Below are 24,803 nucleotides of genomic sequence, written 5' to 3' on the forward strand. Positions count from 1 at the left end.
GAAACGATGCATCGCCGATGGTAGTGTGGGGTTTCCCCATGTGAGAGTAGGTCATCGTCAAGATTAAATTCCGAAACCCCAATTGCGAGAGCAGTTGGGGTTTTGTTTTGGGCGCTCGAAAAGCGCCACGGGCGTCAGCGCGAGTACTGTTATCAGCCATTGCGCCTGCACACGCCTCGTCATTGCTGCGGCTTTACCGCTGTGGTCGACGTACGGTTCTCGGTCACGGCGATACACTGGTTTTCTCGTCTGATGAATAGGCACCGCCGAGTACCGTTGAAGAAATCGATGCAAAGTGTTTCTGCATTTTTGGTATGGTGCAGCACATTTTCACAGGGATTGATCTTTATCCGCAGGACGCGGCGTCGACCTTCTTCAAACGAGATGCTGTAGAAATGCCTGAACCCATACCTATCAAAGACCATGAAAAAGAGAATCGACTGGTCAACAAGCGCCTGCTCGCCTGCGCAGTGTTGGTCATGGGTATCACCTGCGCTCTGGTAGGGCGCATGTACTTCCTGCAAGTGGTGCAGTTCGACTACCACTCCACGATCTCTGAAAATAACCGTGTCCATGTGCTGCCCATCACTCCGACGCGTGGGTTGATTTACGACCGAAACGGCGTAGTGCTTGCCGATAACCGGCCCAGTTACAACCTGACCATTACTCGCGAGCGCACCACTGACCTCAAGAGTGAACTCGATGCCATCGTCAATTTGTTGCATCTACCCACTGAAGACCGTGCGTTGTTCGATAAGGCGCTCAAACAGGCGCGCCATCCTTTTGTCCCGGTGACACTGTTTTACGAGCTCACAGAAGAACAGATTGCCGTTCTGGCAGTGAATGAGTTCCGCTTGCCTGGGGTCGACGTCGAGCCACAGTTCGTCCGGCATTACCCCCTGGGGCCGCACTTTGCTCATTCCATTGGTTATGTAGGACGGATCAATGAGAAGGAGTCCAAAGCACTCGACTCGGTGGAATACCGCGGCACGCAGTCGATCGGCAAAACCGGGATCGAGCGCTTTTACGAGTCCGAACTCCATGGCCATGTAGGCTATGAAGAAGTCGAGACCAACGCTCAGGGCAGGGTGCTTCGCGTACTCAAACACACCGACCCGATCCCTGGAAAAAATATCGTCCTGAGCCTCGACGTCAAACTTCAGGAAGCAGCAGAGCAAGCCTTGGGTGATCGCCGAGGTTCGGTGGTTGCGCTGGACCCGCAAACGGGCGAAGTGCTGGCCATGGTCAGCAAGCCCAGTTTCGACCCGAACCTCTTCGTCACCGGCATCAGTTTCAAGGAATACGCTGCACTGCACGACTCCATTGACCGACCGCTGTTCAATCGTGTCCTGAGAGGCCTGTATGCGCCCGGCTCGACCATCAAACCCGAGGTGGCCATCGCCGGTCTGGACAGCGGGGTCGTCACCGCTCAAACGCGCGTGTTTGACCCTGGGTACTACCAACTGCCCGATTTTGACCATAAGTACCGCAACTGGAACCATAGTGGTGATGGCTGGGTTGATATGGATGCCGCCATCATGCGCTCCAACGACACCTACTTTTACGATCTGGCCCATAAGCTGGGCATCGACCGCTTGCATGACTATTTGGCCGAATTCGGCCTGGGGCAGAAAGTATCTCTGGATATGTTCGAAGAGTCAGCCGGTCTGATGCCGTCCCAGGCCTGGAAACGCGCCACTCGACGCCAACCATGGTTCCCGGGTGAAACCGTGATCCTCGGCATCGGCCAGGGCTATATGCAAGTCACTCCGCTGCAACTCGCCCAGGCAACTGCCTTGATCGCCAACAAAGGTGTGTGGAATCGCCCGCACCTGGCCAAAACCATCAACGGTGTACCGCCGGTAGACGAAAACCCCATGCCCAACGTCGTTCTCAAGAATCCGCGCGACTGGGAACAGGTCAACCATGGGATGCAACTGGTCATGCACGACCCACGCGGCATTGCGCGCGCGGCTGCGCAAGGCGCGCAGTATCGTATTGCTGGCAAGAGTGGTACTGCGCAAGTGGTGGCGATCAAGCAGGGCGAGCGCTACAACCGCGAGAAGACGCTTGAACGCCACCGTGATAACGCCTTGTTTGTAGGTTTTGCCCCGGCCGAACATCCGAAAATCGTCATTTCGGTCATGATCGAAAACGGTGAGGCCGGTGGTCGCGTTGCAGGCCCTGTGGTGCGGCAGATCATGGACGCCTGGTTGCTCGATCAGGAAGGGCACCTCAAGCCGCAATATGCGACACCGACAAAGGCCCCTGGAGATCCACGCGTCTGACTCATGCTTGCCATGTTTCCAATCTCTACGTCCTCATAGGCGAGCCATGGCCAGATGTGCGAAGTGGGCCTTACGCCTGGATCGTCGCTCCACCTTCAGATGTGACTTTTCAGGCTCCGCACTCGATAACGAATCCCCTTACAAAAGCAACTTCCATTCAGTGCGTCAGTCAGATCGTAGAGTCAGGTAATGGACGGGTCATCATCATTGCTTACAACTTGAGGTTGCGCATTGTTTGATGTCACCTAGGGTCAATGGAGGAGGTGACTTATGCACGTATTAGATCGCATAGAGCGAAAAATCCTGCTCAATGCTTCACGTAAAAAAGTATGGGACGCGCTGACGAACGCCGAGCAATTCGGCAAATGGTTCGGTGTCGCCCTCGAAGGCAAAACCTTCGTCGAAGGTCAGATCATCGAAGCACCTATCACCTATCCCGGTTATGAACACGTGGTCTGGAAGGCCAGCATCGAGAAAATCCTGCCACAAACGTTGTTCGCGTTCAGATGGCATCCCTTCGCCGTGGATAAAAATGTCGACTACGACAAGGAAACTCCGACCCTGGTGGAATTCACCATCGAGGACCATGCGCCGGGGATTCTGCTGCGTGTAGTCGAGTCCGGCTTCAATGCCGTACCTGAGGCGCGCCGGCAGAAGGCGTTCAAAATGAACTCCCGTGGCTGGGACGAGCAAATGGGCAATATCGAAAACTACCTCAAAAAATGACGCCGGCCATCGAGCCAACTACTCAAGCGTCTGACTAGGCAACCGTGAGCTATTGCCGGAATGATCACGACGGTCAACTGCGTTTAACAATGCGGGAACACCGAGTGGATGCGGCTTTAAGACGAGGTCAGGTATAAAACCTGCTCGTCATGAGCATTACTTCACGCCCTGAGCCCTGTGCCGCGTAGAATCACCAGCTAAAAGCGATTCCTGAGGTGCGGCACGGTGGAGTTACAGCAGGGTTTTGTCCTGACCCGGCATTGGCGTGATACCCCGGCGGGCACGGAGGTCAGCTTCTGGCTGGCCACCGACCAGGGGCCACGGTTTATTCGCCTACCCGTGCAAACCTCGGTGATGTTTATCCCCGAGGCGCATCGCAAACCGCTGGATTGGCTGCTCAAGGGCGAGCGCGATATCGAATTGCGACCACTGCAACTGTGTGATTTCCATCATCGTCCCGTCCTCGGACTGTATACCCGCCAGCATCGCCAATTGATGGACCTGGAAAAACGCCTGCGGGCCGCAGGTGTCGATGTGTACGAAGGCGATGTACGCCCGCCGGAACGCTACATGATGGAACGTTTCATTACCGCGCCCGTCTGGTTCGGCGGTACGCCGGACGGCACAGGCGCTCTGTCGGACGCGCAGATGAAACCCGCGCCGGACTATCGTCCGCCACTCAAGCTGGTGTCCCTGGACATCGAGACCACCGCCCAGGGCGACCTGTATTCCATCGCACTCCAGGGGTGTGGAGAGCGCCAGGTATACATGCTCGGGCCGCCCAACAAAAACGATGTGGTGGACTTCAAACTCGACTATTGCGACAGCCGCGCCCAATTGATCGAGCGTCTTAATGAATGGCTGGCAACCTACGACCCCGACGCCATCATCGGTTGGAACGTGGTGCAGTTCGATTTGCGGGTGCTCCATGAGCACGCCCAGCGCCTCAATGTGCCATTGCTGCTCGGGCGCGGTGACGAGGCCATGAGTTGGCGCGAGCACGGCAGCCGCAATCATTACTTCGCGGCGGCGGCGGGACGCTTGATCATCGACGGGATCGAGGCGTTGCGGTCGGCGACCTGGAGTTTCGAGTCCTTCAGCCTGGAAAACGTTGCGCAAACCCTGCTCGGCGAAGGCAAGGACATCTCCACCCCGTACCAACGCATGGACGAAATCAACCGCATGTTCGCCGAGGACAAGCCTGCCCTGGCACGCTACAACCTCAAGGACTGCGAACTGGTCACACGGATTTTCGAGAAGACCGAGCTGCTCAAGTTCCTGCTGGAGCGCGCCAGTGTCACCGGCTTGCCGGCTGACCGTAACGGCGGTTCCGTCGCCGCGTTCACTCACCTCTACATGCCGCTGATGCACCGCCAGGGCTTCGTTGCGCCGAATCTGGGCGACAAACCGCCCCAGGCCAGCCCCGGCGGATTCGTCATGGACTCTCGCCCCGGTCTTTACGAGTCGGTGCTGGTCCTGGATTACAAAAGTCTCTACCCGTCGATCATCCGCAGTTTCCTGATCGACCCCGTGGGCCTGATCGAAGGCCTCAAACACCCCGACGACAGTGATTCGGTCGAAGGCTTTCGCGGTGCACGGTTTTCCCGCACACGTCATTGCCTGCCGTCGATCGTCGCGCGCGTGTCCGAGGGGCGTGAAGTGGCCAAGCGCGAACACAATGCACCGCTGTCCCAGGCGCTCAAAATCATCATGAACGCCTTCTACGGGGTGCTCGGCTCCAGTGGCTGCCGGTTCTTCGACACCCGCCTGGCCTCATCGATCACCCTGCGTGGTCACCAAATCATGCGCCAGACCCGCCAGTTGGTTGAGGCCCAGGGTTATGAGGTGATCTACGGCGACACCGACTCCACCTTTGTCTGGCTCGGCCGCGCGCACTCACAGGATGACGCCAGTCGCATCGGCCAGGCGCTGGTCAGGCACGTCAACGATTGGTGGCGCGCGCACTTGAGCGCCGAGTTCGGCCTGCAGAGCGCCCTGGAGCTGCAATATGAAACCCACTTCACGCGTTTCCTCATGCCGACCATTCGCGGCGCCGAGGAGGGCAGCAAGAAGCGTTACGCCGGCCTGGTCGTGCACGGCGACGGCCGCGAAGACATGGTTTACAAGGGGCTCGAAACCGTGCGCAGCGACTGGTCGCCGCTGGCCCGACAGTTCCAGCAGGAGCTTTACCGGCGCATCTTTCACCGTCAGCCGCACCAGGCGTATATCCGCGATTACGTGCAACGAACCTTGAGCGGCGAATTCGATGAGCTGCTGATCTATCGCAAACGCCTGCGACGCCGGCTGGACGATTACGAGCGCAATGTGCCGCCCCACGTGCGTGCCGCGCGCCTGGCGGACGAGTACAACGACCGCCTGGGCCGCCCGCGCCAGTACCAGCGCGGTGGCTGGATCAGTTACGTGATCAGCGTCAACGGGCCTGAACCGCTGGAGGTGCGTCGGGCGCCCATCGACTACGATCACTACGTCACCCGCCAATTACAGCCGGTGGCCGATGCGATTCTGCCCTTTGTGAATGACGACTTCAGCACGTTGGTCGGCGGGCAGATGGGACTGTTCTAAAGCGCTTGCACTGAGCGGTCGCATGTCTGCACGCTTGGCCTTCTTCGACGCGCAATCAAGGAGAATTCCCGATGTACACGCTCTACGGCACCGACGAGTCCGGCTCATGCATGATCGAAATTGCCCTGCAGCGTTGCGCAGTGCCGTGGCATCGGGTGGACGCCAGCTCCTGGCACGAAGGTGAGGGCAGCGATGCCTTGGCGCGCATCAACCCCCTCAAGCAGATCCCCACGCTGGTCACGCCGGACGGCCAGGTGTTAACGGAAAGCGCAGCCATTCTGATCCACCTGGGCCTGGCATTTCCCGATGCGCACCTGCTGAGTGGCGACCGCGCGCAGATCATCCGCGGCCTGGTGTACATCGCGGCCAATTGCTACTCGGCGATTGGCATCATCGACTACCCGCACCGTTGGTTGGGCGACGCGCCGGACGCAGTGCAGGCGCAACTGGTCAGCGGCACACGGCGTCACCTGCATCAGGCCTGGGTGATATTTGCCGAGCAGTTCGCCGAGCAGTTGTTTGCCGACAACGGTGAGCCGAATGCGCTGGGCCTCATGGCGGCGACGGTGTCGCGCTGGGACGCGGCGCGAGAGGCGCTGAGCGCCCTGGCGCCAGGCTTTGCACAAACGCTGGCGCGCGTGGATGCCGACCCCGTCGTGGCCCCCGTGTTTGCCCGGCATTGGCCGCAGTGGAAGGTGTCGTAATGTTTCTGTAATCAAGCGAAACAATCGTCGTGACCCTCCTCAACCCCTTGCATCGCGGACGTCCTGACCTACGCTTTCTCAAAGTGCTGTAGGAATCATCCTTGAATTTGACGGTCGCAGACATGAAACTCAAGAACCCTGCATGGAATTCAAAGGAGGTGCGCATGCTCATCCGGTCGCTGACCCTGGCTACCTTGATGGCGTTTACGGGGCCGCTGTTGGCGGCTGACGATATCAACCCGCTCAAACAGGACCTGGGCAAGGCCCGCCCGCTGGTGGTGGTAGAGCTTGATTCCGGCAACGATACGTTGGCCAAGCTCAAGAAGGCGCTGGACGAGCCGGCCACCAAGCAGTCCTTTGAAGAACGCAGCATGGTGTTCTACACCGTCAAGTTCGGCAGCATCGGCGCCGAAGGCGAGAAGTTCGCCAAAGACCCTAAAGACAACAAAAAACTCACCCCGCCGGAAACCAACGCCTTGATCCGCGCCCTCAAACTTGGCGCCGGCAGCGGTACCAAAGTGATCCTGGTCGGCAAGGACGGCGACAAGAAGCTCGAGAAGACCGTGCCACCGGATACCCTCGACCTCAAGGAATTCTTCAGCGCCATCGACCAGATGCCCATGGCCGAAAAGGAAGCCGCGGCGGCACCTGAGCCGCAACCAGCGGCACCTGCCCCGACGCCGGCCAAGGGCGCCAAGCCTGCCAAGCACGGTAGCAAGCCAACTGCGCAGCCATTGGACGATTAACCTCGCAAGGAGCGAGCACGCTCGCTCCCCACACCTATTCCTAGCGCCTGCGCACCGGAAACGGAAAATAGAAAAACCGCAGGGCCGCCACCCGCTTGATCACTTCCCCGATCAGCAATGGCACCACCACGGCCACCACAAATCCGATGCACGCCGCGGCAAAGTCATGCAGCCCGAGGCGCACCAGCAGGTCCACTGTCTTGTGCTGGATCTCGCCATGGAAGATCAACAGGATCAAGGTGGACTGGCCAATGTAGGTCATCACCCGCGTCAACAGGAGCGACGCCATGATCACCTTCGCAAGTGCCCAGCACAGATACACGCCGATCACCGCCAGCAGGCTGGTCCACAGCCAGTGATCGTAGCGACGCTGCGCCAGGTCCATGGTGGCATGGCTATAGAGGAACACCGCGGCGAACAGCACCACCGACACCAGCAGTGTCAGCCAGGAACCGCCGTGGGTCCGCAGCCAATCGCGAAGTAGGTAACCATACACAAAACACGCACTGCTGATCAGCGTGATGTCCAGGCTGAACGGCAGGCCGGGCAGCACCCAGGTGTGCTCGCCGATCGTGACCGGCAGTTGCCAGAACCAAGGCAGCATCCAGATGCCCAGCAGCAGCGGGACGATCATTACGGTGCAGCTCAGCGCCAGCGACAGGCGCTGGATCAGCCGCAGCAGCACCCAGCTGAACACAATCGCTACCCAGAAGTGCGGCAGGAACCATAGCGCCTGCCACGGTATGGTGCCCACCGTGGCATACAACACGCCACCGATGTCCGGCAGCAAAGGTTGGCCGCGCAGCACATCGCGCACGATCACATACACCAGCATGGTGAAAAAAAATGGTTTGAGCAGGCCGTCCGCCTTGCGCACCGCCATTTCCATAAACGGCTGTTCCGGTTTGAAAAACACCCCGGACAGGAAGAAAAACAACGGCAGCACAAACGATGCCAGGATCGGATACAACACGTCCGGCGATGTGGCGACGAACCAGCTGTGGGCATACACGATCACCAGGATGCCGATGCCTTTGGCGATGTCCATTTGAATCCAGCGATGTTTCACCTCAGTGCTCCCGTTCGATGACAGCAACTCATGCTTTACGCCACGGCTTGAGCCACAGCCCCATACCCAGCATCACTCCCGCGCCGGCCAGCGTGCTCAGCCCCAGTTGCAGCCATACCCCAGGCACCGGGAACAGCAGCGCCGCCAGGCCCAGCAGCAGCGCACTGAGCAGCCAGTGACGAGCCCAGGGCAGAGCGTCGAGCAACGCCTGGCGCTGCATCAACAACAACGCCGTGCAGATCACGCCCGCCAGCGCGGCCAATGGGATGCCCGCCAGGCCAACCATAAACGGCAGGGCGCCCAGCAGCAGTACATTGACCAGGCTGCCCAGCAGCTCGCAGCGCAGCGGCTGGCGAGTGTCGCCGGCGGCGTAGGCGTAACGCGCGAGCAGGGCATTCCATGCGCCGAACACCAGCGGTACGGCAAACCAGGCCAGCAGCAGCGGCAGCGGCGAACCCAGCGATTGGCTGGGCAGCAGCAGCGCCACCAGGCTCGGCGCGGCGGCGACCAGGCCGACGCCCGCCGGCAGGGTCAGCACACTGGCGGTCTGCAGGCCGCGCTTGAGCAGGGCCAGGCGCTCATCGCCCTGGCGTCGGCTCATCATGCCCAGCAGCACCTGATTGAGGCTCATCAGCGCAATCAGCGGCAGGTTCATCAGCTTGCGCGCCAGGTTGACCCACGTCACCGCGCCTTCTCCCAGCAGCGACGCCACCAGGCGCTCGATCAAGGCCAGGCCCTGGCTGGCGCCGTTGCTCAGCAGCAGCGGGCCGATGCGCTGGCCCAGTTCCCGCAGCGGCGCAGCGCTCAGTTGCCAACGCCACGGGCGCCAACCCTGGCGCCAGATCGACGGCAGCAGTGCCAGCGGCATCAGCAGGCTGCCGGCCAGGCACGCCAGCGCCAGTGAGTGCGGCTGTGTGGCGCTGCCCGCGACGGCGAGGTAAGTCACCGGCGGCAGGTTGAACAACAACGAGCCCAGCCCCGCCAGCACAAAGCGTTCGCTGGCCTGCATGGGAATGCTGAACAGGGCGTGCAGCAGTAATCCCGGCACGCACCACGCGACGATCTGCAGGTTATTGGCGGCCAGAGCCGTGGCGCTGTTCGCCAATCCAGGCCCCAGCACCTGCACCAGCCAGGGTGCCAGCCACATCAACAGCAGGCTGGTCAGCAGCGCAATCAACAGCAGGGCCGGAAACAATACCGCCAGCCAGTCCAGTCGCTCGCGCTCCTTGCGCGCCAGGTACAGCGGCAGTGCGGCGGCGCTCAGCACGCCGCCGGCCAACGACATGCGCAGCGCTTCGGGCAGGAACAACGCGATCAGGAACGCATCGCTGCGCTCGCCGGCGCCCCACGCCGCCACCAGCAGCCACTCGCGGGCAAATCCCAGGCACAGGCCCAGCAAGGTTGCCAGGGTCAGCCACGCGGCGGAGCCGAGCATCAGAAGGGCGCACCATCAATCAGCGGTTTACCGTGCGCCACCCGCTTGACCTGCGGCACGCGCGCCGGGAACAGCCGCCGGGCCTCCAGCACATTGATCCCCACCATCAGCCAGAACAGCGCCACCATCACCACCGCGAAACTGAAGTAGTGGTCGAACAGGCCGCTGACCAGCGCCGACAGGATGCCGGCGGTGGTGCCGAGCCACAACGCATTGTCCTTGGTCAGGCGGATCGGGCCTTTATCCGGGCGTGCCTCGCGCCACCAGCGCATCGTCACCGCAACAAACAACAGCATGCCGGCCAGGCCGATCTTGTAGATGTAGTTCAGCCACAGGTTGGAGATCCCCAGCAGGTGCGAACCGGGCACCGGTGGGTCGGCCTTGAACCCGATGCCCAGGGGATAGGAGGCCACCGCCTGCGGGAACATGCGGTACTCGTCGAAGCGCACCTCGGTACTCGCATTGCTCGAGGAAAAGATGGTTGCCAGTCGGTCCTGCAGCGGTGGATAGGCGAGCACCAACGCCACGGTCAGCGCCGCGCCGATCATCAGCAGGCGCCCGGTGTACGGCACCCGTCGAATGGCCATCCACATCAACACCAATGCCAGGCTCACCATCGCCCCACGGCTGCTCGCCAGCAGCAACGCCGCCGCACCCAGACATGCCACGCCCAGGCCGAGCGCGCGTCTCCAACCTTGCTCGGTCATGCCGAAGCAGAACGCCAGCGGCAGCAGCAAGGCCATGATCCCGCCGATGGCATTCGGGTGGGTCCAGGGCGAACCCATGCGCGAGGACATGGCTTCCAGGCCGAACTTGAGCATGTCGAAGTTGGCGTAGTTGAACATTGCCAGAATCGACGCAATGCCGGCGCCGGAGCGGGTGCGCACGAACACTGCGATCGACAGCAGCAGCATCGCCAGGGTGCCCAGCAGCAGGGCGATCACCAGCGCCTCGCGGTGTTTACGTTCCACCAGCAGCCTGGCGGCGAGAAACACCCCTGACAGGTTCAACAACCAGCGCAGCCAGTTGGCCACGCCGCTGGTGTCGGCCTGGACGGTGACCTGCCCCACAATGAAGGGAAACACGCTGAACAGCATCAGCCACAGCAGCATATGGTCGGTGGGCCGCGTCGCCAGGCTCGGCGTGGCCGGCAGGCGTGACAGAAAGCTGTGCCACACAATCGCGCCCCAGGTCAGGGCCAGGATCGCTTCGCTGACCGTGCTGCGAATGCCGAGATTGACCGTGGAGTACGGCATGAACGTCGCCATCCCCGCAAACAGCAGCAAGCCCCACAGCGGGAACCGCAGGATGGTCACCACGCCCGCCAGGCCGATCACCGCCAGGAATGCCTTGGCCGGGGACAGCAGCAGGGCCAGGGCACCAAACAGCAGGCCGAAGAGAATCGCGACGAGACTGGCCAGGTTCACTTTCACTTCAGTTCCTCGATCAGTTCGCCCAGGCGCTGGCGATAGGCGTGGTGATTGAAACGCTCGGCCCACAGGCGGCGTTGTTCGGGCGATTCCTCGGCGGGCCGCTCGCTCAGGGTGAGCATCAACTGCATCAGCGCCGGACCGTCGGTGGGAGAAAAGCGCGGCGCAGTGGGTGGCGTGATTTCATCCAACGAGGTGCCGCTGGCCACCGCCACCGGGGTGCCCACGCTCAGCGCCTCGATCACCGGCAGGCCGAAGCCCTCGGCGTACGAGGGTTGCCACAGGCGTTCGGCGTGGCGATACAGCGCATGCAACTCGGCATCCGACACGCCGCTCAACGCCCGAATCCCCGGCAGTGCGCGCTGGGCTGGCGGCAAATGCTCAAGGCTGCCCACCAGCACCAGTTCCGGTACCGCAGGTGACTGGCGTCGCGCCTGCTGCCATGCCTCCACCAGAAACGGCACGTTCTTGCGCAACTCGCGGGTGCCTACCAACAGCCAGTAGCGCGCGGGCAGTTGGCGCGCCGTGAGGTCGGCGGCCAGCGCGCTAAACCCGTCGACCTGATTGGGCAGCACGCGAATCTTGCCGGAGGCCTTGGGGAACAGCCGCGCGGTCTCGTCCGCGCTGTACCGCGACGGCGTCCACACGCGGTCGGCACTGTGCACCGCGTAGGCAATCGACAGGCGATCGCTGGTCTTGTAGATCAGCGCCTTGAGACGATTGGCGTGGTAGTTCTGCAAGGTGATCTGGAACAGGTCATGCAGCAGCACCACGGTGCGCAGGCCTTGTGGCTTGGGCGGCAACGGCAGGCCCATGTTGAACGTGCTGATGTACAGGTCGATATGTTGCTCGCGCAGTGCACGCGGCAGAAATCCGGCCTCGAAGCGCAGGCGATTGTGCGGCTGGTGCATCGCGGTCTTCGCGCAGCCCCAGACCGGGCAGTGGGCCTGCAAGCGGGTTTCATCGCCCAGGGGCGCGACGGTGAAGCGCTCCAGTTCGATCTCCGGCAGCGTGTACAAGGCGCTTTCCAGCGCATACACCTGGCGACTGATGCCCGATTGCGGCGAGGTGCCAACGGTGCGGTAATCCAGGCCTACACGCATGCGGGCTCCTCGTGGGGGTGCGGCGCCAGGGCGGCATACACCTGCTCCAGCTGGCTGGCGGCAACGTTCCAATCATGGGCGCGGCGCACATAGGCGCGGCCCGCTTCGCCCATCGGCACGGCGGCTTCGGGGTGCTGCAGCAGACGCACCACGGCATTCGCCAGGCCGCTGGCGCTTTGCCCGCCGAGATAGTCCAGACCTTCCACCAGATCCAGCCCCGACACACCTTGCTCGGTGCTCGCCAGCGGCAGGCCGGCGGCCAGAGCTTCCAGCACCTTGAGCTTGGAGCCGCCACCGTGGCGCAGCGGCGCCAGGAACACCGAACAGCGAGATTGCAATTGCAGCAGGTCGGGCACAAAGCCTTGCCATTCGATACGCGGGTCCGGCCAGCGCTCGCGCCAGCTGCCGGGCATGCCGAAGCCGCACACGCTCATGCGCGCCTCGGGGCAGTGCTCCCAGACCTTCGGCAGAATCTCTTCCAGCGCCCACTCGATGGCATCCACATTGGGTGCATATTCATAGTTGCCCAGGAACAGCACACGCTGGGTCGCAGGGTCCGGGCGCGCGCCGGCGAAGTGCGCGCAGTCCACGCCGTTGACCACCACCGACAGCGGTTTGCCGGCGATGGTTTCCAGCACTTGGGCGTCGCTGGTGGTAACGGCCACCACCTGGGCGGCCTGGCGCATCACCCGTTGTTCCCAACGCTGGTAGCGCCATTGGTCATAGCGGATAAACGGCAGCGACCAGCGCGGCAGCCGGTCATAGGTGGCGGCACCGAGGGCCGACTCTACGTTGTGCTCGGTCAGCACGAAGGGTTGGCACTGACGCGCCAGCGCCTGTTCATAAGGCTGGAAGGTATAGGAATGTTCGATCTGCACCACGTCCCAGTGCTCGCTCAGTAACTGCTCGAAGCGCGCCTGCAGCGCTGCCGACAGCCCGTTGACACTGGCCAGCAGCGGGTAGGGTGCGAACAACCCTGCCAACAGGGTCGTGAAGCTGCGCAACGGACGGCGGGGCAGGATGATCACCTGTTCAAGAAACGCCTCCAGCACCTGGCGGTCGGCGGGCGCCACCGGGTGTTTGTCGTGCAGCAGCAGGGTGATCCGGTGTCCGCGCGCGGCCAGGCTGCGCAGCAGGTGGAACTGGCGCGTCTTGCCGCCGCTGGTGGCGGGCCAGGGCGAGTAGGGCAGGATCCATAAAATGCGCATGGCCGTTTCTAATCCCATAACAGAATTTGCAGGTTCGGCTTGACCGGTACGGTCAGCCCTTGAGCGCCGGTGACCGGGGTTTGGGTGCCGCGCAGCGGGTCGTATAACGTGGCGCGGGCCAAGCCGGGCAAGTGCGCGTTGCCGCCCTGGGCCGACCAGAAAAACCACAGCCTGCGCCCGTCGGCGCGCGTCCAGGCGATGCTGAACAGGCCGTCGGGCAAGCGGTCGGCGCCGGGCGGGTCGGCGGGAGTGAGCCTGGGCCCGCTGACGTCGAGGAAATTTTTCAGTGCGGTATAGACCGGCTTGGGATTGGCGTCGATGTCCAGCAAGCCGTAGGACTGGTCCCGCACGCTGGCGCGTTGGTCGAGGTCGCTCAGGGTAAACAGGAAGATTCTGTCGTAGTCCAGCGCGCTCATCAGTGCCAGGCGCCGCACCACGTAGTCGGCCTGGGCCTGCGGGCTGATGATGTCCTGAGCGTCCTTGGGCCCCTTGTAGGTCGACCAGCCCCACTCGGTGCTCCATAAAGTCTGGACCCCGCTGCTCCGCAAAGCCTGGTTGAGCTGGGTAGTCTTGGCGATAAAGTCGAGGTTGGCGGGGTCGTTGCCTTCGGGCAATTGGGTGTAGGGGTGGTAGGACATCACCGTGTTCAGGCTTGCCACCCCCAGCGCACCGAGCGCCTCGAGCATGGACTGGCCGTTGGGCATTTCACTGAAGAACGCCATGCCGGCGGCCACCACCGGTTTGCTCGGGTTGACCGTGCGCAGCGCCGTGGCGGTGACCGTCAGCAGCCTGGCATAACCGGCAGGGTCCGCCACCGGGCGCCAGAAGCCCAACAGGTTCGGTTCGTTCCACACTTGCCAGGCGTTCACGCTGGGGTAGCGCTGGGACAACAGCAGCATGCGGTTGGCGAATACGTTCGGGTCTTTGGGCGGGTATTGGTCCTGGTAGGGCGCGCCGGCCGGTGCAGTGGTCGCGAACGGCGCGGACCCGACGAGGTAGAACACCGACTTGAGCTGATTGGCCTGCAGCTTCTGCACCAACTGATCCAGGGTAGCTACCTGATATTGGCCCTCGACGGGCTCCAGCTGGTCCCAGTGCAGATCCAGGCGCACCCACTCCAACCCCAGCGCCTTGAGGCGATCGATCTGCTTCTGATAGCGCTCGGGGCTGAACCACAGGAACTGCGCGTTCACCCCCAGGAAATCCTTCCATACCACCACCTTGCCGGCCTTGAGCACATGGCTTTCGGCGTCCGCCTGGCGGCCCCAGAAAAACCCCGTCAGGCCAAGGGCGACGATCACGGTCAGCGTGGCGAAGTAGGTGCGTTTACGCGCCATGGCGAGCTCCTGCGATGGCTTGGTCAAACAGTTCGATGAATGTGCCGGCGGTCTTGGGCCACAGGCGCTCGCGCCCGATTTCGCCGGCGCGCTCGGCCCAGTCCCTGGCCAGCAGCGGTTGGCGCGCCAGTCTCAGGAGCTGCTCGCCCAGCGCGGCCACATCGCCTTCGGGGTAGATGGCGCCGTTGCCGCTGGCGACTTCCTCGGCAAACGCACGGGCATCGGAGGTGATTGCGCCGCGCCCACAGGCCGTGGCCCAGGACAGCGCGCCACTGGTGCCGCGCTGGCGCCCCAGCAGGCCGAGTTTTTTCGATTCGCGATAAGGCAGCACCATGACGTGGTGAGCCTGGATCGTCTGGGCGATCTGGTCAGCCGGCAGGTTCAGTTGCCAGTCGACGGCATCGGCCAGGCCCAGTTCGGCGATCTGTCCCTTGAGCTGTTCCAGGTAGTTGCCGCCCGCGCCGAAGGCCATTTCCGGCGCCGTGCCACCGGCCAGGGTCAGGCGCACCCGCTTGCGCAGCTGCGGGTCTTGATTGAATACGTCCGCCAGCGCCTGAACCAGGTCTTCAATGCCCTTGCCGCGGTAGATAAACCCGAAGTACAGCAGGCGCAGAGGCTCCAGAGGCGGCAGCGCAACCGGGTCGATGGCCAGATTGGCATGGTTGATCACCGCCACTTTGCCGGCGGGCAGTTGCATGCGCTGGCTCAGGCATTCGGCCCCCAGGCGCGTAAGGGTGATCAGCCGCGTCAGGCCCTGGGCGACCTGGCGTTCTTCGCGCAGGGTCAACGGATCGGCCAGCACCACCGCTGCCTGGGGCATCGGGCTGGGCAGGCGTTCGAGCAGGTTCAACGGAAACGGCAGTTGTTCGCGTCGCCACACCATCCGCTCTGGGTCGTGCACGGTGGCGGTCAGCGGCAATAGCGGACAGGCCTTGCGCAGTTCACGCAAGGCCAGGAATTCCCCCAGCCGGCCGCCGCCCAGCTCGGCATGGACCAGGTTCACGCTGTGCCAGTCAAAGGCGGCGATGGCCGACCTGATGGCCTCGCTGTTGCCCGCCACGCCCGCCAACGGTGTCAGCACCGTCACGCCGAGTGCTTGGAGTGCCGTGCGAAAATGGTTCGCGTAGTCGGCGATCCCGTTTTTCTCCGGCGGCAACGGCGCGAGCAGGGCGATACGCATCAGAACGCTCCCCGGTATTTGGCGATGGTCTTGAGCACCTTGGACGGCACCTCGAACTTGCGCCGGTTGATAATGATGCCGTCGACTTTGCCAAACGCAGTGTTGAGGATCGACAGCGCATGCTCGACCACCGGCACCGTGCTTTTCTGGGCTTCCACCACCAGTGCAATCAGGTCGGCGCGGCGCAGGGCGACAAACGCATCACGGTTGTCCAGCAGGGCCGAGGCGTCCAGCAGCACCACTTCACCGGGCGCCGCCGGTTCAGCACCGCCGACCCGCGCGTTGATGCCGTTCTCGTCCAGCAACTGACGCAGTTGTTCAACCACGAACGTCACCCCTTCGCCATGCCGTGCCGAGGTGAGCCCCAGGGTCAGGCCCTGTTCGGCGATGCGGTCTGGGCGCAACAGGCTGTACAGGCGGTAGATGCTCGCATTGAAGGCGTTGGTGCTTTGCGCGGTGCTGGTGTCCAGCTCCGGCAGGGTCGTCCACAGCGGCAGGCCGAACTTGCGCTCCACCAATCCGCCGTCGTGGATGCGTTGGTCCAACAAGTAGCACAGGTAGACCACCAGCAGTCCTACAACGATGGCGAATGGAATCGCCAGCATGAGCATTACCAGGGTTTTGGGAAAAATGCGCCCGGGGTTGAGGGTGGCTTCTTCGATTACGGCGATATTGCTGATCTGGCTGTTGTCCAGCTCACGGTCGATACGTGATTTTTCCAGATTGTCGACGTACAGCGCGTAGTTACGCTCGGTGGCGCTCAGTTCGCGGGCCAGACGGGTCAGTTCCGGTTCGATTTCCAAGGCTTGCTTGCGCTGGCCTTCGAGGTTGGCCAGTTGTTTCTGTTGCTGAGTCAACTGAGTGCGCAGGGCGCGGTTGTTGCTCGATTCATCCAGCAGCACCCGCTGCAAGTGAATTTCCAGCGTGTTCGGCGCGCGGTTCTCGGAGCTTTGCACCGTGTTGCTTTCGCTGGCGACCTGGGCCTGCATCGCCTTGATCGACGCATCCAGAGCTTTGACCGGCGGCGCGTTGTCGGTGTAGGTGCGCATCATGTCGGCTTTTTCCAGCAGCTTCTGATTGAGCAGGCGGCGCAGGTCCTGCTGCTGCGGGTTCAGTGCGATCTGGCGTACCGTGGTGACTTCCTTGGGCTGGCTCTTGAGCTGGTTGCGGGTGCTCTCGATGGCGCTGTCGGAAGAGGCGATCAGGCGCGTGGTATTGAACACTTCGCCACGCAGCACGTTGATGCGCTCGGACAAATCCTCCAGGCGATCGGTGATGCTCGCCGCGCCAATCTCATTCAAGTGCGTGAGAATCTGCTGTTTGTAGCTCTTGATTTCGGTGGCGCTGTTGGACACCTGCCCCTCGTAGAAGGCATACAGGCTCTTGCGCCCCAGGGCCTGGGTGCGTTCGTTGATGTAGGTTTCGACCCAGTGCTTGACCACCTCCTGTGCGACCTGGGGGTCACCCCAGGTAAAGGTAATGTCCATCACCGTGGAGCCGGCGGCATGGCTTACGTCAAAATTTTTCTCCAGGCTGGCGGCGAGGCGCTCGACCGGCGTGGTTTTCTCGACGACACCGACGGTTTCCAGCACCACGCGCAAACCGTCGAACACCGCGCCGATGGTGCTCTTGACGTAGTACTTGATGCGCTTCCAGGCACCTTCCGGCGGCGGCGCGTTGTCGAGCACTTCCAGGTAGTGCTCGGCCACGGCGCGCACGATCGGGCGGCCGGTCAGCAAGCGCTCTTCGTCGACGATCGGGTCGCGCTGGGTGCTGGGCATCACCAGGGCCTGGCGATTGCTGATCTCGATCGGCAACGTCGAATCACGCCCGGGCTTGACCAACAGGCGCGCGGTGGATTCGTACTTGGCCGGAAGCAGGAACGCCCCCAGCAGAATGATCACCAGCGCGGCGATGGCCGCCAGCTTGAACTCGCGGCGGAAAATGAAGAACAGGCGCAGAAGATCGCGAAAAGAACGGATCTCGATCATGGGATGTCGCTCCTTTTAATTGCTGCCGCCGCTGGTGCGCGTGTAGTTGTAGCCGACGCCAATGGACTTGGTGAACGGAATCAACTGGTTCAGGTAGGTATCCACGCCCTGGATGCGCTCGCCCACATTGGACTTGGGCACGAACACCACGTCGCCGCGTTGCAGGTGCACCGGTTTGCGTCCATTGGGACCGGTCTTGAGCAACTGGCTGAAGTCCAGGAAGTACGCACGGTAGGCGCCCTGGGCGTCTTCGCGCAGCAGGGCGACCATGCTGGCGTCGCCCGCCGGGTTGATCCCGCCGGCACCGACGATGGCCTGCTCCAGGGTGTTGGCCGTGGCGATCTGCACCGCGGTCGGGTTGTTCACCGCACCGCCGACGATCACCGAGTTGCCCGGCGCCTGGTTGATATTCACCGTCACGCGCGGCTCGCGATAGGTCGGCGCGAGCTTGTTGGTCAGCTCGGTGGCCAGCTCCGACGGTTGGCGCCCGGCGACCTGGATCGGCCCCAGGAACGGATAGTTGATCTTGCCGTCGGTTTGCACGGTGTACAGCGTCAACTCGTAGATAGTGCTGACATTGAACGCCGACAGCGTGGGCATCTCGCCCGCGTCGCGCACGATGCGCAACTGGTCGCCGATGCGGATGCGTTCCACCGCCGGCGGCAACTGCGCCAGTTGATCGAGGGCGCGCTTGCCGTCCTCGACGGTCTTGTCATCCGGGGGCTCGATGCGTGCCGGTGTATTGCAGGCGGCCAGGGCCATCACGGCCAGGGCGAGCACGGTGCTTTTCATCAAGGGGGACGTCCTGTGGGTCATGCTGCTCACCTCCAATACCCGGGAAACATGCTGATGCGTCGCTTGAGGGACACAGGCAGGTGCCGCTCAAGATGGCCCAGCCGGTAACCCAGCAATTTGAATGCACTGCGCACCAATACCTCGGGCGCTCTGTGAAGCGCACCGGCCTTGCGCAAGGCGGTCAGTTCCGCCATTACATAGCGCTTGCCTTCGCCGCCGGCGTCGCCAAAAGCTTGCCGGATCCATGGCTCGCGGCCATAGAACACGCCGATGTCGAAGTAGCGGTGAAACTCGTCCATGAGCGAGTAGTCGTGGGAGTGATATACCAACGACGTGGCCGCATAGCGCACCTTGTAGCCGTCGAGCAGCAGGCGCGCCGCGACGTAGGCATCTTCACTGCCGATGACGTCGACGGGGAAACCGCCCACGGCGTGCAGCGCACTGCGTCGGTACACGGAAAACGAGTCGGAGCTGAAGCAGGTCTTGATCCCCAGCTCCGGCGCGTCGGCCAGGCTCTTGCTGCGACTCAGGGGCGGATAGTTGAAGTGCCGCGACTGCGCCCCCAGCACACCGGCGTCGGGGTGCGGCAACTGGCGACCGTAGGCAACACCGTTAAGCGGGTCCTGGTGCAGCTCATCGAGCAGGTTGGCAAAGGTTTCGGCAGACGCGGGGATGGCGTCCTGGGTCATCACGATCAATGCATCGCCGCCTACCTGTTCGCTGGCCCAGCGCCGAGTGCCGCCGTGATTGAAGGTGCGCGCATCGATCACTTCGACCCGCGCGCCGAATGCGCGAAAGCGCGCCACGGTGTCATCGCTGGAGGCGCTGTCCACCACCAGCATCTCGTCCGGTTGCAGCGTCTGCATCTGGAGCGCCGGCAGCAACCGCGCCAAGTGACCGGATGCGTTACGGGTCGGAATGATCAGTGCGGTGCGCATGTCATTTTTTCACGTCGGCCGGGGCGCGGCCGTAAATATCATCGAAGCGCACGATGTCGTCCTCGCCCAGGTATTCGCCGCTCTGTACCTCGATCATCACCAGGTCGATGATGCCGGGGTTGGTCAGCCGATGTTTGTGCCCGGCGGGGATGTAGGTGGATTCGTTGGCGTTGATCAGGAATTCGCGTTCGCCATTGGTAATCTGCGCCGCGCCGCTGACCACCACCCAGTGTTCGCTGCGGTGGTGATGCATTTGCAGCGACAGCGAGGCCAGGGGCTTGACCACGATGCGCTTGATTTTGAAGCGGCTGCTTTCCTCCAGCACCGTGTAGGTGCCCCATGGCCGCGTGACGGTACGGTGCAGGCTGTACGCCGGATGATTCTGGCGCTTGAGTTCGGCGACGATGTAACGCACATCCTGGCTGCGGTGGGCGTCGGCGATCAGCAGCGCGTCGGGGGTGTCGACAATGATCAGGTCGCGCACGCCGACTGCCCCGAGCACACGCTTGGGCGAGTCGATGTAACAGTCGTGTACGTCATGCAAAATCGCTTCGCCATTGACTTGGTTGCCATGGGCATCGTTGGGCGTGAGCTGACGCAACGCCTCCCAGGAACCGATATCGCTCCAGCCGATATCACAGGGGATCACGGCCACCTTGGTGGACTTTTCCATCAGCGCCACGTCGATGGAAATATCCGGTGCATTGCCGAACGCGTCCGCGTCCAACTCACGCTGGCGCGAGGTGGTGTTCTGCAGGCTCTGGCTGTGTTCCAGCGCGGCGCGACCGGCGTGCAGCACATCGGGCGCGTGGGTGGCCAGTTCTTCCACCAGCGTGCTGGCGTTGAAGCAGAACATGCCGGCGTTCCACAGGTGTTGGCCGCCGTCGAGGTAGGCCTGGGCGGTAGCCTGGTCGGGTTTTTCGACGAAGCGTTTGACGCGGTTGCCATAGGTGAGCGCTTCGCCTTGCTCGATATAGCCAAAGCCGGTTTCCGCATGGTCGGGCTGGATGCCGAAGGTCACCAGGTAACCGGCGGTGGCCAGCTCGCGGGCCTGGACCACCGCCTCGGCGAACGCGACTTCATTGAGAATCAGATGGTCCGCCGGCATCACCAACAATTGCGCCGCATCGCCGAAATGCTCTTGCACATGCAACGCCGCCACCGCAATGGCCGCCGCCGTGTTGCGCCCGAAGGGCTCCAGCAGCAGGTCCAGGGGCAGGCGGGCCTTGTTCACCCCGCGATAGTCATCAAGGGTGCGAAACAGCAGGTCGCGGTTGGTCACCGTGAGCACGCTTTGCACGTCGGGCAGCCTGGCGGCGCGCTGGAAAGTTTTTTGCAGCAGGCTCTGGCCGTCACGCATGCGCATGAAGGGCTTGGGCATGTTCTGCCGCGACACCGGCCACAGCCGTGTGCCCGAACCACCGGAAATGATGCAGGGGATTAATCCGTTGAGGGTATTCATCAATAGACTTCCTTGGTGGAAAGGACGGCCGGGACCGTCATGAAAACGATGTACAGGTCAAACCACACCGACCACTTGGAGATGTATTCCAAGTCGTACTCGACACGTTTCTGGATCTTGAACAGGGTGTCGGTTTCCCCGCGATACCCATTGATCTGTGCCCAGCCAGTGATGCCCGGCTTAACGCGATGACGCGAACTGTATTCGCTGACCGCCACTTCGAAGGGAATGCCCGCCGCCTTGGTCGCCGTGGCATGCGGGCGCGGGCCGACCATGGACATGTTGCCCAGCAGCACATTGAACAGCTGCGGCAGCTCGTCGATGCTGGTCTTGCGGATGATGCGCCCCACGCGGGTGATGCGCGGGTCGGCGCGGGTGGTCTGGCGCTCGGCGGTGAAGTCGCTCTGGTCGGTATACATCGAGCGGAACTTGAATACCCGAATCTCGTTGTCGTTGTAGCCGAAACGGTTCTGGCGGAACAGCACCGGGCCCTTGGAGTCGAGCTTGATCGCAATCGCGGTTACCAGCATCACCGGCGACAGCGCCACCAGCGCCAGGCTGGCCAGCAGCACATCCTCGCAGCGCTTGATCACCGGCGACCAGCCGCGCAGGGGCAATTGCGAAGTGTTGAACATCAGGATACCGCCCACGTCGGTGATGCGGCTGTGGCCGTAGCGCAAGGCCGCCATGTCGGGCACCAGCATCACATTCACCGACATTTGCCGCAGACGGTTGACCAGGCCGTGGATACGTTGCTCGGCGGCCCACGGCAGGCAGATCATCACTTGGTTGACCTGCTCGGCGCGGATCAGTTTTTCCAGGTCGCGGGTATTGCCCAGCAGGGGCAGGTTGCTCAGTTCCTTGGGGATGCGCTCGGTGCGGTCATCGATAAAACCCACCAGGCCGGAGCGAATATCGCCGTTGCGCTGCAGGTGCTCGGCCACATGCACAGCGGTGTCGGTAAAGCCCAGGATCACTGTGCGTTGCAGGTATTTGCCCTTGCGCATCAGGTTGCGGTACAGGCGCAGCATCAACAGGCGTTCCAGGCAGAACAGCCCCAGGCTGGCGATGTACCACGTCACCAGGTTGCGCGGCGTCAATTGCGGAAACATCTGCAGGATCTGGTACATGAACAGCAGGATGCAAAAGGCCGCCGACCAGGCCTTGATCTTGGTTTTCAGGCGCATGCGGTTGCTGAACAATTCTTCGGAGTAGATACCCAGCGCCTGGAACAAAATGATGGTCAATGCCGCGAAGAACACCAGCAGGCCCAGAAAGTGCGTGCGCAGTTCAGGCGCCATCGGCTCCAGGAACAGCACCAGCACCAACGGCGGCAAGATGGCCGACAGACCATGGATCAATTTGACGAAAACAACAAAAAACTCAACGAAACCGGCACGCGTTAAAAACAGGCTGTCGACGGACGACTTCTCTCGCATAAAACATCCCTCATTGCACACCAGACGCAAGTATTCGGTGTTAAAGCAATGAGCTGCTTCAATGTAAAAACCGAACAACTGAACGCTGGTTAATACGCAACTATCAATTCAAATGAGGCTATCCATTTGAAGGGAATTTGCGGGCGTAACGACTAAAGGATTAATTCCTAAATATGCTGGTCAATGAATTGACGGTGGTGCAGAGCGGCATGCTAGACGTGTTAAGCAGTCTGATTTTCGACATTTTATTGACTTTCCTTGTCCGAAACACTCGTCTATTGGATGTGTTTTTGAGTGTAGAAACAAATGTGGGATTTTTCCTGCTTAACGGTAAAAGCTTTTTTAAGAGGAGGGGGGGAAGGGGGACAGAGGCAGGTATCTACACCGTTCTAAAACACTGAGACATAACTCTGTGGTGAGCCCGCTCACCACAAAAACCTCATTTTTCCTGGTCATGTTTTCACGGGTGGGTATATAGCGAAGGTGTCATTAAGAGGCTCGCTCGCCATCTTCGCGACAAGCGAGCCTGAGACACGCTGAGAAACCCTCAGCCCAGACGCGCAGCCGCGCGCGCGGTGATTTCGGCGCGGGTCTTGCGCGATTCGACGGTGCGTTTGTTGGCTTCGTCCAGCACCGCCTGCGGGGCGGTGTCCGGGCGGCCGGCGTTGAAGGGCGGGGCTGGGGCGTATTCAAGCTGCAACTGCACCAGTTGTGCAGCCGCCGGGCTGTACAGTTCTGCCGCCAGGGTCAGGGCGAAGTCGATGCCGGCGGTGATGCCGCCACCGGTCAACAGGTTGCCGTCGCGTACCACGCGACCCTGCACCGCGATGGCGCCGAGCGGGGTGAGCAGGTCGTGATAGGCCCAGTGCGTGGTGGCCTTGCGACCGCGCAGCAACCCAGCCGCGCCGAGCACGAGCGCGCCGGTGCACACCGAGGTCACGTAACGTGCGGTATCGGCCTGGGCCTTGAGGAAGTCCAGGGTCACCGGGTCTTCCATCAGCGCACCAACACCCGAACCGCCGGGCACGCAGATCACATCCAGGGCGGGGCACTCGGCATAGGTCATGGTCGGAGTGAACACCAGGCCGGTGCTGGAGGTGACCGGTGCCAGGTCTTTCCACACCAGGTGCAGCTTTACGTCCGGCAGCGAGCCGAGTACGTCATACGGCCCGGTGAGGTCCAGTTGCTGGATGCCGGGGAACAAAACAAAACCGATGTGCAGGGTCATCAAAAGCGCTCCGAGATAGGGGTGGACGGCTTCACTGTAGAGGCCTAGGCTTTGGCGAATACGCCATTGAACCCACTAATCACGCCAATCATGTCCAGAACCGTTCATGTTCTCGCTTTCCCCAATGCCCAAGTGCTCGATGTCACCGGGCCGTTGCAGGTGTTCGCCTCCACCAATGACCTGGCGCGCCAGCGCGGTTTGCCGTTGCCTTATGCCGTGTCGGTCGTCGCAGCTCAAGCGCAACCGGTGGTGACGTCCGCGGGCCTGGCGCTGGTGGCCGAGCCGTTGCCCGCCGCCGATGCACCGTGCGACACCTTGGTCATTGCCGGCGGCTGGGGGGTATACAACGCCGCCGATGACCCGGCGCTGGTGGCGTGGGTGCGCGACAAGGCGCGGCATACCCGGCGCATAACCTCGGTGTGCACCGGCGCGTTTCTGTTGGCTGCCAGTGGACTGCTCGACGGTTGCCGCGTGGCGACGCACTGGACGCGTTGCGAGGAGTTGGCGAAGCGCTTCCCGTCGCTGACGGTGGAGGCCAATCCGATTTTTATCCAGCAGGGTTCGGTATGGACCTCCGCCGGCGTCACCGCTGGCATCGACCTTTGCCTGGCCTTGGTGGAAGAGGACCTGGGGCGCGCCGTGGCGTTGGAAGTCGCGCGCCACCTGGTGGTGTTTCTCAAACGCCCGGGCGGGCAGTCGCAATTCAGCGCGACCCTGGCCCTGCAAGAGGGCGGCAGCCGTTTTGCCGAGCTGCATGCCTGGATCGCGGAAAACCTCACCCTCGATTTAAACATCGCGACCCTGGCCAGCCAGGCGGGCATGAGCGAGCGCAGTTTTGTCCGTCACTACCGCGCCGAAACCGGCCAGACTCCCGCACGCGCCGTAGAACTGATCCGCGTCGAAACCGCGCGCCGACAGCTGGCCGACAGCAACGCCTCGATCAAACGCATCGCCGTGCAGTGCGGTTTCGGCTGCGAAGAGACGCTGCGCCGCAGCTTCCTGCGTGCCCTCGACGTGACGCCCCAGGCTTATCGCGAACGGTTTTGTGCTGCCATCGACACAAATCTCAAAGGCTGAATTAAGTCTGTGGGAAACAGGCTTGCCGTGGTGAGCAGGCTTGCCCTGCGCCGGGCTGCGAAGC

19 protein-coding genes are annotated in these 24,803 nt (G+C 62.3%); 6 read left to right on the forward strand and 13 right to left on the reverse strand.

The features are described from left to right. Positions 1-395: 395 nt before the first annotated feature. From mrdA to G7025_RS23145, 5 genes are all read left to right on the forward strand, one after another. The gene (mrdA, locus tag G7025_RS23125) at positions 396-2,288 is read left to right on the forward strand and encodes a penicillin-binding protein 2 (protein WP_181081347.1); all 1,893 of its coding nucleotides are present in this window, start codon (positions 396-398) and stop codon (positions 2,286-2,288) included. Positions 2,289-2,558: 270 nt separating this feature from the next. After that, positions 2,559-3,014 (forward strand): SRPBCC family protein, encoded by a 456-nt coding sequence (locus tag G7025_RS23130; RefSeq protein ID WP_181081348.1) that lies wholly within the window; start codon positions 2,559-2,561, stop codon positions 3,012-3,014. A 225-nt stretch (positions 3,015-3,239) separates the two neighbouring features. Continuing rightward, entirely contained in the window at positions 3,240-5,597 is a 2,358-nt protein-coding gene (locus G7025_RS23135; protein WP_181081349.1) for a DNA polymerase II, read from the forward strand. Positions 5,598-5,668: 71 nt separating this feature from the next. Then, positions 5,669-6,301, forward strand: coding sequence for a glutathione S-transferase N-terminal domain-containing protein (locus G7025_RS23140; protein WP_181081350.1), 633 nt, complete (start codon positions 5,669-5,671; stop codon positions 6,299-6,301). 164 nt (positions 6,302-6,465) lie between these two features. Beyond that, positions 6,466-7,047 carry a DUF4174 domain-containing protein gene (locus tag G7025_RS23145; RefSeq protein WP_181081351.1) on the forward strand — a complete coding sequence of 194 codons (582 nt, stop codon included), beginning with the start codon at positions 6,466-6,468 and terminating at the stop codon, positions 7,045-7,047. A 40-nt stretch (positions 7,048-7,087) separates the two neighbouring features. Here G7025_RS23145 and G7025_RS23150 read toward each other — a convergent pair whose 3' ends face one another. From G7025_RS23150 to inhA, 13 genes are all read right to left on the reverse strand, one after another. Beyond that, a complete protein-coding gene (locus G7025_RS23150) occupies positions 7,088-8,116 on the reverse strand; it encodes an acyltransferase family protein (protein WP_305437243.1) in 1,029 nt (342 codons plus the stop codon). A gap of 28 nt (positions 8,117-8,144) precedes the next feature. Continuing rightward, positions 8,145-9,551: a lipid II flippase MurJ gene (locus G7025_RS23155; RefSeq protein WP_181081352.1), complete on the reverse strand. Its 1,407-nt coding sequence runs from the start codon at positions 9,549-9,551 to the stop codon at positions 8,145-8,147. Then, on the reverse strand, positions 9,551-10,978 hold the full coding sequence (locus G7025_RS23160; protein WP_181081409.1) for an O-antigen ligase family protein: 1,428 nt from the start codon (positions 10,976-10,978) through the stop codon (positions 9,551-9,553). The genes G7025_RS23155 and G7025_RS23160 overlap by 1 nt, the downstream gene beginning before the upstream one ends. Positions 10,979-10,980: 2 nt before the next feature. Next, positions 10,981-12,084 (reverse strand): glycosyltransferase family 4 protein, encoded by a 1,104-nt coding sequence (locus G7025_RS23165; protein WP_181081353.1) that lies wholly within the window; start codon positions 12,082-12,084, stop codon positions 10,981-10,983. After that, positions 12,075-13,292 (reverse strand): glycosyltransferase family 4 protein, encoded by a 1,218-nt coding sequence (locus tag G7025_RS23170; protein WP_181081354.1) that lies wholly within the window; start codon positions 13,290-13,292, stop codon positions 12,075-12,077. The genes G7025_RS23165 and G7025_RS23170 overlap by 10 nt, the downstream gene beginning before the upstream one ends. A gap of 8 nt (positions 13,293-13,300) precedes the next feature. Then, positions 13,301-14,629 carry a GH39 family glycosyl hydrolase gene (locus G7025_RS23175; protein WP_181081355.1) on the reverse strand — a complete coding sequence of 443 codons (1,329 nt, stop codon included), beginning with the start codon at positions 14,627-14,629 and terminating at the stop codon, positions 13,301-13,303. Further along, a complete protein-coding gene (locus G7025_RS23180) occupies positions 14,619-15,809 on the reverse strand; it encodes a glycosyltransferase (RefSeq protein ID WP_181081356.1) in 1,191 nt (396 codons plus the stop codon). Before G7025_RS23180 ends, G7025_RS23175 begins: the two co-directional genes overlap by 11 nt. Beyond that, positions 15,809-17,800 (reverse strand): GumC family protein, encoded by a 1,992-nt coding sequence (locus G7025_RS23185; RefSeq protein WP_181081357.1) that lies wholly within the window; start codon positions 17,798-17,800, stop codon positions 15,809-15,811. Before G7025_RS23185 ends, G7025_RS23180 begins: the two co-directional genes overlap by 1 nt. Positions 17,801-17,815: 15 nt before the next feature. Further along, positions 17,816-18,592 carry a polysaccharide biosynthesis/export family protein gene (locus G7025_RS23190; RefSeq protein ID WP_181081410.1) on the reverse strand — a complete coding sequence of 259 codons (777 nt, stop codon included), beginning with the start codon at positions 18,590-18,592 and terminating at the stop codon, positions 17,816-17,818. Positions 18,593-18,621: 29 nt separating this feature from the next. After that, positions 18,622-19,533: a glycosyltransferase family 2 protein gene (locus G7025_RS23195; protein ID WP_181081358.1), complete on the reverse strand. Its 912-nt coding sequence runs from the start codon at positions 19,531-19,533 to the stop codon at positions 18,622-18,624. 1 nt (position 19,534) lies between these two features. Then, a complete protein-coding gene (locus G7025_RS23200; protein ID WP_181081359.1) occupies positions 19,535-20,995 on the reverse strand; it encodes a mannose-1-phosphate guanylyltransferase/mannose-6-phosphate isomerase in 1,461 nt (486 codons plus the stop codon). Beyond that, a complete protein-coding gene (locus tag G7025_RS23205; RefSeq protein ID WP_181081360.1) occupies positions 20,995-22,434 on the reverse strand; it encodes an undecaprenyl-phosphate glucose phosphotransferase in 1,440 nt (479 codons plus the stop codon). Before G7025_RS23205 ends, G7025_RS23200 begins: the two co-directional genes overlap by 1 nt. 547 nt (positions 22,435-22,981) lie before the next feature. Beyond that, positions 22,982-23,662 carry an isonitrile hydratase gene (gene inhA / locus G7025_RS23210; RefSeq protein ID WP_181081361.1) on the reverse strand — a complete coding sequence of 227 codons (681 nt, stop codon included), beginning with the start codon at positions 23,660-23,662 and terminating at the stop codon, positions 22,982-22,984. A 90-nt stretch (positions 23,663-23,752) separates the two neighbouring features. On the opposite strand from inhA, the gene G7025_RS23215 reads away from it, so the two are divergent. Next, complete coding sequence (locus tag G7025_RS23215; protein WP_181081362.1) at positions 23,753-24,739, forward strand: GlxA family transcriptional regulator; 987 nt, start codon at positions 23,753-23,755, stop codon at positions 24,737-24,739. The last annotated feature ends 64 nt before the right edge of the window (positions 24,740-24,803 follow it).

It is taken from the genome of Pseudomonas lurida (genome assembly GCF_013522705.1).
Lineage (GTDB): Bacteria > Pseudomonadota > Gammaproteobacteria > Pseudomonadales > Pseudomonadaceae > Aquipseudomonas > Aquipseudomonas quebecensis.

What these genes read in the sequence shown, in the direction of transcription:
- mrdA (WP_181081347.1), top strand. Translation starts at nt 396, where the DNA reads ATGCCTGAACCCATACCTATCAAAGACCATGAAAAAGAGAATCGACTG.
- G7025_RS23130 (WP_181081348.1), top strand. Translation starts at nt 2,559, where the DNA reads ATGCACGTATTAGATCGCATAGAGCGAAAAATCCTGCTCAATGCTTCA.
- G7025_RS23140 (WP_181081350.1), top strand. Translation starts at nt 5,669, where the DNA reads ATGTACACGCTCTACGGCACCGACGAGTCCGGCTCATGCATGATCGAA.
- G7025_RS23145 (WP_181081351.1), top strand. Translation starts at nt 6,466, where the DNA reads ATGCTCATCCGGTCGCTGACCCTGGCTACCTTGATGGCGTTTACGGGG.
- G7025_RS23155 (WP_181081352.1), bottom strand. Translation starts at nt 9,551, where the DNA reads ATGCTCGGCTCCGCCGCGTGGCTGACCCTGGCAACCTTGCTGGGCCTG.
- G7025_RS23165 (WP_181081353.1), bottom strand. Translation starts at nt 12,084, where the DNA reads ATGCGTGTAGGCCTGGATTACCGCACCGTTGGCACCTCGCCGCAATCG.
- G7025_RS23170 (WP_181081354.1), bottom strand. Translation starts at nt 13,292, where the DNA reads ATGCGCATTTTATGGATCCTGCCCTACTCGCCCTGGCCCGCCACCAGC.
- G7025_RS23175 (WP_181081355.1), bottom strand. Translation starts at nt 14,629, where the DNA reads ATGGCGCGTAAACGCACCTACTTCGCCACGCTGACCGTGATCGTCGCC.
- G7025_RS23180 (WP_181081356.1), bottom strand. Translation starts at nt 15,809, where the DNA reads ATGCGTATCGCCCTGCTCGCGCCGTTGCCGCCGGAGAAAAACGGGATC.
- G7025_RS23185 (WP_181081357.1), bottom strand. Translation starts at nt 17,800, where the DNA reads ATGATCGAGATCCGTTCTTTTCGCGATCTTCTGCGCCTGTTCTTCATT.
- G7025_RS23190 (WP_181081410.1), bottom strand. Translation starts at nt 18,592, where the DNA reads ATGAAAAGCACCGTGCTCGCCCTGGCCGTGATGGCCCTGGCCGCCTGC.
- G7025_RS23195 (WP_181081358.1), bottom strand. Translation starts at nt 19,533, where the DNA reads ATGCGCACCGCACTGATCATTCCGACCCGTAACGCATCCGGTCACTTG.
- G7025_RS23200 (WP_181081359.1), bottom strand. Translation starts at nt 20,995, where the DNA reads ATGAATACCCTCAACGGATTAATCCCCTGCATCATTTCCGGTGGTTCG.
- G7025_RS23205 (WP_181081360.1), bottom strand. Translation starts at nt 22,434, where the DNA reads ATGCGAGAGAAGTCGTCCGTCGACAGCCTGTTTTTAACGCGTGCCGGT.
- inhA (WP_181081361.1), bottom strand. Translation starts at nt 23,662, where the DNA reads ATGACCCTGCACATCGGTTTTGTTTTGTTCCCCGGCATCCAGCAACTG.
- G7025_RS23215 (WP_181081362.1), top strand. Translation starts at nt 23,753, where the DNA reads ATGTCCAGAACCGTTCATGTTCTCGCTTTCCCCAATGCCCAAGTGCTC.